Origin of the sequence: Methylomonas koyamae (genome assembly GCF_001644025.1) — a bacterium.
Taxonomy (GTDB): domain Bacteria; phylum Pseudomonadota; class Gammaproteobacteria; order Methylococcales; family Methylomonadaceae; genus Methylomonas; species Methylomonas koyamae_A.
The window spans coordinates 1-8,126 of the sequence record NZ_LUUK01000210.1; the positions used below are offsets into that span (position 1 = coordinate 1).

Here is an 8,126-nt window from a genome sequence, read left to right on the forward strand (position 1 = left end):
TTTCTCATTTTTGGTTAAATATATCAAGCCTGGTTTTGCTTGATTGCTAGGCCCTCTATGAAAATTCTCCACACCTCCGATTGGCATTTAGGCCATTCGCTCAAAGGCTTTGACCGACATTTTGAACACCAATGCTTTCTCGATTGGCTACTCGTGCAACTGCGCGAGCAAGACGTCGATGCGTTGCTGGTGACTGGCGACATTTTCGATAACGCCAACCCGTCGGCGGCGGCACAGAAGCAGTTATACCGGTTTCTGCAGGCGGCACGCGAAGCGGCGCCTCACTTGCGGGTGGTGATGATTGCCGGCAATCATGATTCGCCCGGTCGCTTGGAAGCGTCTTCTCCGTTATTGGATTTATTCGACACCACGGTGGTGGGCCAAACGGGACGTAATGGCGCAGGCGAAATTGATCTGGGTGCGTTAATCGTGCCCTTGCATGTTTTATCTCAAATTTAAAGGGGTCTAAAAATTTGAGGCGACAACTATTCTGACGCAGGGGGCAGGAGGCCTATTACGCATTGCGCAACGCGCTGCGCGCCAACGGTTGATCCACCGCGCATCGAGCATCGGCCGGCACCGGTAAACTCGGGTAGAATCAGGCCATGATCACATTGAACAATGAGAATTCCACTTGCCTGTGCGGCTCCGGCTTGAGCTATGCCGACTGTTGCCAACCCTTCCACGACGGCCGGCAAATACCCAAAACCGCCGCCGCGCTGATGCGCTCCCGCTTTACCGCCTACGCCGGCCAAAACGCCGCCTATTTGCTAGACACCTGGGCGATCGAAACCCGGCCGCCCGACATCGACTTCTCCAAGGAAAGCGCTAATTGGCAAAGTCTGACGATAGTGGACACCAAGAAAGGCGGCGAACTCGACGCCAAGGGCATCGTCGAATTCAAGGCGTTTTACCGCCAGGACGATAACGACCATTTCATGCACGAAATCAGCCGCTTCGTTAAAACCGGCGGCCGCTGGTATTACCTGGACGGCAAAATCAAGGCCGCCGGCCGAGTCGGCATCACGACCGACACCGGCCGCAACGCGCCCTGTGCTTGCGGCAGCGGCAAAAAATTCAAGCGTTGCTGCGGCCGCTAAATCCGCCTTCCGCACGCGGGGTTCAGCCGAGGGATTTTGTCTATCAGCCCAGCCCAATCGACCACGGGTATTTCGTTCGGCCGAGTTCGGCCAAGCTCAGGCTGGCGCGCTCTTCGACAGGCGAACGGTATTTTAAAGGCCGGGTCGAGCGGCAAACCCGGCGGATGGTATTTAGGGCGTATCGACAATGGACTGCCCGAGTAATCTAACGCCCCTTATCCGGCCGTTTCAGTAGCCCGTACAAATCGCCGCCGGTCGATAGCACTAGGCTGGCATCGCCGTCGATGACCTTGCGGTAGGTTTCCATCGTTTTCGAGAACTTGTAAAACTCGGCCGCTTCCGGGCGTTGGCCGTAAGCTTTCGCATAGATTTCGGTGGCCTTGGCGTCGGCCTCGCCTTGAATTTGTTGCACCAGCTTATAGGCGGCGGACTGAATTTCGTTGATGTCGCGTTCCTTGTTACCCTTGATCCGCGCCGCCTCGCCCTCGCCTTCCGAACGGAAACGCTGAGCAATTTGTAAACGCTCGCTGATCATGCGTTGATGAATCCGTTCCAGCACTTGCTGGTTGTAGTTAATGCGCTTGAAGCGCACGTCCAGTAACTCGATGCCGAATTCGGCCAGTTTCGGCGCGGCAGCCTCGAACACATCCTTCTCGATCGCCGCCCGGCCGACCCGAATCGGACGCAGCACGCCCAACGTGCCCTCGCCGGTCAACGGCCCGGTGAAGGACTCGTCCTGCAAGGGCTTGCGGTCCTTGTCCGAACGCACCACTTCGATCAACTCATGACGAGCGATCGCGGTGCGGGTCTCGCCGCCCAGAATGTCCTCCAACCGCGACTGCGCGCTACGCTCGTCGCGCAAGCGCAGGTAGTAGCGCAACGGATCGGCGATACGCCAACGTGCGAAGGTATGCACCTGCACATAGGTCTTGTCCTTGGTGGACATTTCCACCATCGGTCCGTCCCAACCCAGATAGCGTTTGTCGAAACTGTTGACTTGTTGCACGAACGGCAATTTGAAATGCAGGCCGGGCTTGACGATGGGCTCGCCGACCGGACTGCCGAATTGGGTCAGGATGACTTGCTCGGTCTGATCGACCCGAAAGGTCGACACAAAACCCAGCACCGCCAACAGTATCGCCAGCACGCGCGACATCATTGCGCCACCTCGCTCGCGGCGGCGGCCGGCGCCGCCTTGGTCTCGGCGAACGGCAGCATCGGCAGAATTTGTTGGACGCTGTCATCGACGATGATCTGCTGGCGCGCCCGAGGCAATACGTCACCCAAGGTTTCCAGGTAGATCCGAATGCGCGTCACCTCCGGCGCCTTCAGATACTGTTCCAACACCTGGTTAAACGCGGCAACGTCGCCTTCCGCCTCGTTGATTCGCTTGAAGCGGTAACCTTCGGCGGCGCGTATCGCTTGGTCGGCCTCGCCGCGCGCCCTCGGCACGGCCTTGTTGTACTCGCCGTTGGCCAGATTGATCGCGTTTTCCCGGTCCTGTTGAGCGCGATTGACCTCGTTGAACGACGGTTGCACCGGCACCGGCGGATTGACGTTTTTCAGTTGCACCTGATTGATCGACACGCCGAGTTGATAGCGGTCGGCCAATTCCCGAGTGCGGTTCAGCACCGTTTCCTCGATTTCCTGGCGACCGATTGTGATGATTTCGTCGACGGTACGGTCGCCCACCACCTCGCGCATCACCGCTTCGGACAAATCGCGCAAGGTTTGGCCGGGATCGCGGACGTCGAACAGATATTTCACCGGATCGGTAATCCGATATTGGACAATCCACTCGACCAACGCCGAATTCAGATCGCCGGTCACCATCGATTTTTCCAACGCCGGTTGATCGCCGGCCTGATCCGGATTGGAAAAACCCGGCGTCGCGAAGCCGAACTCCAGTTTTTGTTGGCGCTGGGTTGGTACCGTAATCACTTGATCGACGCCGAACGGCAGTTTGGCGTGCAAACCGGACGGGACTTTATCGATATACTGCCCAAAGCGCAGCACGATGCCTTCGGATTCGGCCGGTATCGTATAGAACGACATCATTGCCCCGATCAGCAGCACGGCCGCTACAGCCAACACCAACGGCGGCACCGGCCATTCGCTGGGAAAACGCTCGAATATCACCTTGGCATCGTTCACGGCGGACCTCCATAGTCTGGGCTACGATTCTCAAAGGAGTTTGGCCGATAGCCGACCCTTATGCAATAACTAAAATGCTGACTACGCTTTACCCGGATTTACCTTGCTTGGCATTCCTTTACCGGATAGCGCCGCATAATGTCGGCACGCTCACCCACTCCAGAGGTCGCCCATGTTCCGCGAAACTGAAACCCGCTCCAAACCGCCTTACTTACCGAGCGCATCGAACCGCCGGCCCGGCGCAGAATACCGACTGGCCGATGCCTTCCACGACCAACCCGATCAAGCAGACCCCGCTGACACCACCTTGATAGCGGAGCTAACCTACCTTTATTGGCTGGCATCGGATCGCTAGCGATTAGGCGGCCGGCGATACCACCGTTCCTACCGTGGCGCGGACTTCGGCGTACGCTACACCGATGCGCCATCCACCGGTGCCATGACACTGATCAGTGTTAGAACCTACCCATGCCTGGTTTGCGCAAATCCCGGTCGAACGGGGCAATCGAAACCCCGTCGGATTAGCAACGCCGCCGCTCGCCATTCCCCGCAGGCCCATGCCGGCGATTCGAAGGCCAGGCTTCGAACACCTTAGTTGAACAAGACCACCAGCGTAAATTCGGCCGCCCCGCGAACCTCGATTTGGTAATGCCGCGAGAACTTGCTGTACCCCTCGGAATCCGCAAGCAGCAGGCATAGGTCATCAGCCAGAGCAACTATATTAATGCCAAAAACTAGCGACGGTAAGCTGGAATGCGCTGAAAGGATGGGCTTTATTACCTGTATTTAGCTGATGAAAGAGGGTTGCAAAAGCGCTTTCAGCGCCGAGAAACAAATACCTATGAAACTAAACAATCTTCAGTCTTTTCAGTTCTTCATTAATTCTTAGCTGAAATTCACCATCCACTTTGCTTCCGAGTTTTAGACTTTCAACTACCATGGTCGCATGCTTGATTCTTTTCTCCTTGACAGTATTTAACACACTCACTATGCCATAAACGCGAAATAACGCTTCGATTTCCGTGTCATCGGGTTTCAACATATTTGAAATATAAAGTTCGAACGCCGCCACATCCAACTTAGCTAAATAATTTTTAATAACGCGGTCCCGGTCGAATGTAGTCCAGGCATGCGGATTTGACGGATGGAATCGACGTTGCGCTTCTTCAACGTTGTATAGCTCGGCAAACGAAGGTTGCGGAATATACGGCGTTGACTGATATATTTTCCATAGCTTTTCTAAAAATCCAACATAAACTGGCGAATTTTCAGGATCGATACCGAAACTTCCAGAACTGTCTACAACCCGCCGCAAACAATCGAGCGCATATTCCAAATAGCCGAACGATAGAGCAATAAACGCCAACTTAATCAAGCTTGACTTGGGATTCCGTGCTGTTTTTTCCAAGCTTTCCGGGTCCTTGAGAAACAAAGCGTCCGCAGCCATCTGCATGCCTTCGCCTCGAAAACCGATACCTGCTCGGAAAAAGTTAACCTGCGCTTCTCTCCCGAAAAACCGAATAAAGTGAAATCCCATTGCACGCATTCTGGCATGAATATCGCCGAACAATGGTTGGTCTTTATATAACTCATGAAACTCAACCTCGCATAACACACCTATTGTATGATTCGATAATTGTTCCTCGGCACCTAAAAATACACGTTCCTCTCCGCCCTGCGTATCGACCGACAGAAAATCGACGGTAAATTGCTCCCGTTTCGCCAACTGATCCAATGTCACGCTTGGCGCCGAAATCGACGCCACCGGTCGAAATGCCTCTCTATAAACATAATCGCCCATTAATGCCGATGGCGAATATTGCTCCGGTCGATAATCGGCGGGTGGTAATAGCGAACTCGTGCAGGGACAATGATTTAATTGAAATTCAATATTTCCCTCTTCCTTATCCACCACATAAGGATGTAACTTAAAGTTCAGACCGCGCTTTTGACTGATTACGGAAATCTGCGGTAGGCAAGATTCATCCGGATCGTAAATATGATAGACAATGTCTTCGTTGAAATTCGGGTTTCTAGGAAACTCGCCGAGTTCTCCATCCCGCCCCCCAACATGATGGATTTGTATAATATAAGGCGATTCTTTCATATTAATTTAATTCCTATTAGCGTTGTCGAAAACTCTGTTCTAAACCAGGTATAAAAACTAAAACGCCCACAAGTATTCAGCTACTCTCACAGAGCCGCGACCCGTAAAATCGTGACTCGCATTGGCCCTAGGTATTTTTCATATCACCGCGAGTATATTGGTAAAAGCGCATCCGTGAGCTGAAAAATCAGAAAATCGTTCGCGCCTCTTACGCGGTTTTTAGAGAGTACTTCGTTGGCGGTTTATTCTAGCCCATACCAACGGGACGGTTTATTCGCCGTGATGTCGCTCCAGGCACTTGGCAGTTTGGCGGGCAACAGCGCGGAGCAAGGCGGAAATCTCAACGAGCCGCCTGCGCCGGCACTCGAAAGCGCGAGAGAAACGAAACGGCCGATCGGGCAATTGTTGTACGATAGCCGCTTTATCCCCGAGGCCGCCTCGTGACTATCGCATCGTCGTTTATCCGGCTTTGCCGACAAATCGTCGGCGACGCCAACGTCATCGCCGATCCGGCCCTGTTGCGGGTCTACGAGTGCGACGCCCTGGCGGCCTACACGCAATTGCCGGACTTGGTGGTGCTGCCGGACAGCGTCGAACAGATACCGGCACTGCTGCGACTGTGCCATACCCACCAAATTCCGGTCGTCGCGCGCGGCGCCGGCACCGGTCTGTCGGGCGGCGCGCTGCCGGTGCCCGGCGGTATCGTGCTGGGGCTGGCCAAGCTCAATCGCATCTTAGACATCGACCCCATCAACCGCACCGCGACCGTGCAAGCCGGCGTGCGTAATCTGGCTATTTCCGAAGCGGCCCGTCCGCACGGTTTGTATTACGCGCCGGACCCTTCCTCGCAAATCGCTTGCAGCATCGGCGGCAATATCGCCGAAAACGCCGGTGGCGTGCATTGCCTGAAATACGGCCTGACAGTGCATAACGTACTGCAAATCAAATTGGCGACGATCACCGGCGAATTGCTGACCCTGGGCGGCAGCGGTTTGGATGGCGCCGGTTACGATCTGCTGGCCTTGGCGATCGGCTCGGAAGGCTTGTTGGGCGTGGTGGTCGAGGCCACGCTGCGACTGTTGCCGACGCCGCCGCGGGTGCAAGTATTGTTGGCCGCGTTCGCGACCATCGAACAGGCCGGCGCGGCGGTGGCCGATATTATCGGCGCCGGCCTGATTCCCGCCGGCCTGGAACTGATGGACAACGCCGCGATCCGCGCCACCGAAGCCTTCGTCCACGCCGGCTATCCGGTGGAGGCAGCGGCGATCTTGCTATGCGAACTGGACGGCCAACCGGAACAGGTCGATGCCGATTTGGCCCGCGCCGAGGCGCTTCTAAGGGCAGCCGGCGCCAGCGAACTTCGGGTGGCCGCCGACGCCGCACAGCGCCAGCGCTTCTGGGCCGGCCGCAAGGCCGCGTTTCCGGCGGTCGGCCGTATCGCCAGCGATTATTACTGCATGGACGGCACCATTCCGCGCCGGCATCTGGCGGCGGTGCTGGCCGAAATCGCCGCGCTGGCCGAGCGTTACGGCTTGAGCGTGGTCAATGTTTTTCACGCCGGCGATGGCAATCTGCATCCGTTGATTTTGTACGACGCCGGCCGGCCCGGCGACTTCGACAAGGCCGAGGCGCTGGGCGGCGACATTCTGGAATTGTGCGTGCGAGTCGGCGGCACCATCACCGGCGAACACGGCGTCGGTCACGAAAAATTGCCGCAGATGTGCGTGCAGTTTCAGGCCGCCGAGCTTGAGCAATTTCACGCGCTGAAACAGGCTTTCGATCCGAACGGCTTGTTGAATCCGGGCAAGGCAGTGCCGACGCTACACCGTTGCGCGGAGCTTGGCAAGATGCACGTCCACGGCGGCCGCTTACCGCATCCGGAACTGGAGCGGTTTTGATGACGAACGCGGATATGAGCGATGTTGTCGTCGAGCAAATCCGCCAAGCCGGCGCCGCACGGCGGCCGTTACGCATTGTCGGCGGCAATAGCAAAGCCTTCTACGGCGGCGCCGATACGGCCGACACCGTGTTATCGCTTGCCGAACATCGCGGCATCATCGCCTACGAACCCAGCGAATTGGTCATCACGGCCCGCGCCGGCACGCCGCTGGCGCAAATCGAAGCCTTGCTGGCCGAACGCCGGCAAATGCTCGGCTTCGAGCCGCCGGCCTTCGGCACGCGCGCGACCTTGGGCGGTACGCTGGCCTGCGGTTTTTCCGGGCCGCGCCGGCCCTTCGCCGGCAGCGCCCGCGACTTTATGCTGGGTTGCCGCATCGTCAACGGCCGCGCCGAAACCCTGAGCTTCGGCGGCCGGGTCATCAAAAACGTGGCCGGCTTCGACGTCTCCCGACTGATGGTCGGCGCCTTGGGCACGCTGGGGGTGTTACTGGAAGCGTCGTTGAGAGTCTTGCCGATGCCGGAAGCCGAACTCACGCTAGCGCAAAGCCTCGCCGAGGACCAAGCCTTGGCCGCGATGAACCGACTGCAAGGCCAGTCCCTGCCGCTGTCGGCGCTGAGCCATCACGACGGCCGGTTGCGGGTGCGCTTGAGCGGCGCCGAAGCAGCCGTCGCGGCGGCCGCTGCCCGGATCGGCGGCGAAATCCTTGGCGACGGCCCTGAATATTGGCGCGCGTTGCGCGAGCAGGCACTGGTGTTCTTCGCCGAAACCGGCGACCTGTGGCGGTTGAGCGTCGCGCCGGCGGCGCTGTTGTCCGCGCTGCCCGGCCGGCAATTGCTGGATTGGGGCGGCGCCTTACGCTGGCTAA

The 8,126-nt window shown here is 57.4% G+C and carries 7 protein-coding genes; 4 read left to right on the forward strand and 3 right to left on the reverse strand.

The window, feature by feature from the left end; genetic code table 11:
- Window positions 1-57: 57 nt before the first annotated feature.
- Together A1355_RS20975 and A1355_RS20980 are read left to right on the forward strand one after the other, a co-directional pair.
- Entirely contained in the window at window positions 58-459 is a 402-nt protein-coding gene (locus tag A1355_RS20975) for a metallophosphoesterase family protein (RefSeq protein ID WP_064031236.1), read from the forward strand.
- A gap of 146 nt (window positions 460-605) precedes the next feature.
- Window positions 606-1,100, forward strand: a complete 495-nt coding sequence (locus A1355_RS20980; RefSeq protein WP_064031237.1) for a YchJ family protein — start codon at window positions 606-608, stop codon at window positions 1,098-1,100.
- A 205-nt stretch (window positions 1,101-1,305) separates the two neighbouring features.
- Here A1355_RS20980 and hflC read toward each other — a convergent pair whose 3' ends face one another.
- The 3 genes from hflC to A1355_RS21000 all read right to left on the reverse strand — a co-directional run bounded on the left by hflC (window position 1,306) and on the right by A1355_RS21000 (window position 5,361).
- A complete protein-coding gene (gene hflC / locus A1355_RS20985) occupies window positions 1,306-2,259 on the reverse strand; it encodes a protease modulator HflC (RefSeq protein WP_082885688.1) in 954 nt (317 codons plus the stop codon).
- Window positions 2,256-3,254 (reverse strand): FtsH protease activity modulator HflK, encoded by a 999-nt coding sequence (hflK, locus tag A1355_RS20990; RefSeq protein WP_157197985.1) that lies wholly within the window; start codon window positions 3,252-3,254, stop codon window positions 2,256-2,258. The genes hflC and hflK overlap by 4 nt, the downstream gene beginning before the upstream one ends.
- A gap of 847 nt (window positions 3,255-4,101) precedes the next feature.
- Window positions 4,102-5,361, reverse strand: coding sequence for an FkbM family methyltransferase (locus tag A1355_RS21000; RefSeq protein ID WP_082885689.1), 1,260 nt, complete (start codon window positions 5,359-5,361; stop codon window positions 4,102-4,104).
- Window positions 5,362-5,801: 440 nt separating this feature from the next.
- Here A1355_RS21000 and A1355_RS21010 point away from each other — a divergent pair, with 440 nt between their 5' ends.
- Both A1355_RS21010 and glcE read left to right on the forward strand, forming a co-directional pair.
- Window positions 5,802-7,259 carry an FAD-linked oxidase C-terminal domain-containing protein gene (locus A1355_RS21010; protein WP_064031241.1) on the forward strand — a complete coding sequence of 486 codons (1,458 nt, stop codon included), beginning with the start codon at window positions 5,802-5,804 and terminating at the stop codon, window positions 7,257-7,259.
- On the forward strand, window positions 7,259-8,126 hold an 868-nt coding region (glcE, locus tag A1355_RS21015; RefSeq protein WP_064031242.1), incomplete at its 3' end, for a glycolate oxidase subunit GlcE. The genes A1355_RS21010 and glcE, both read left to right, overlap by 1 nt.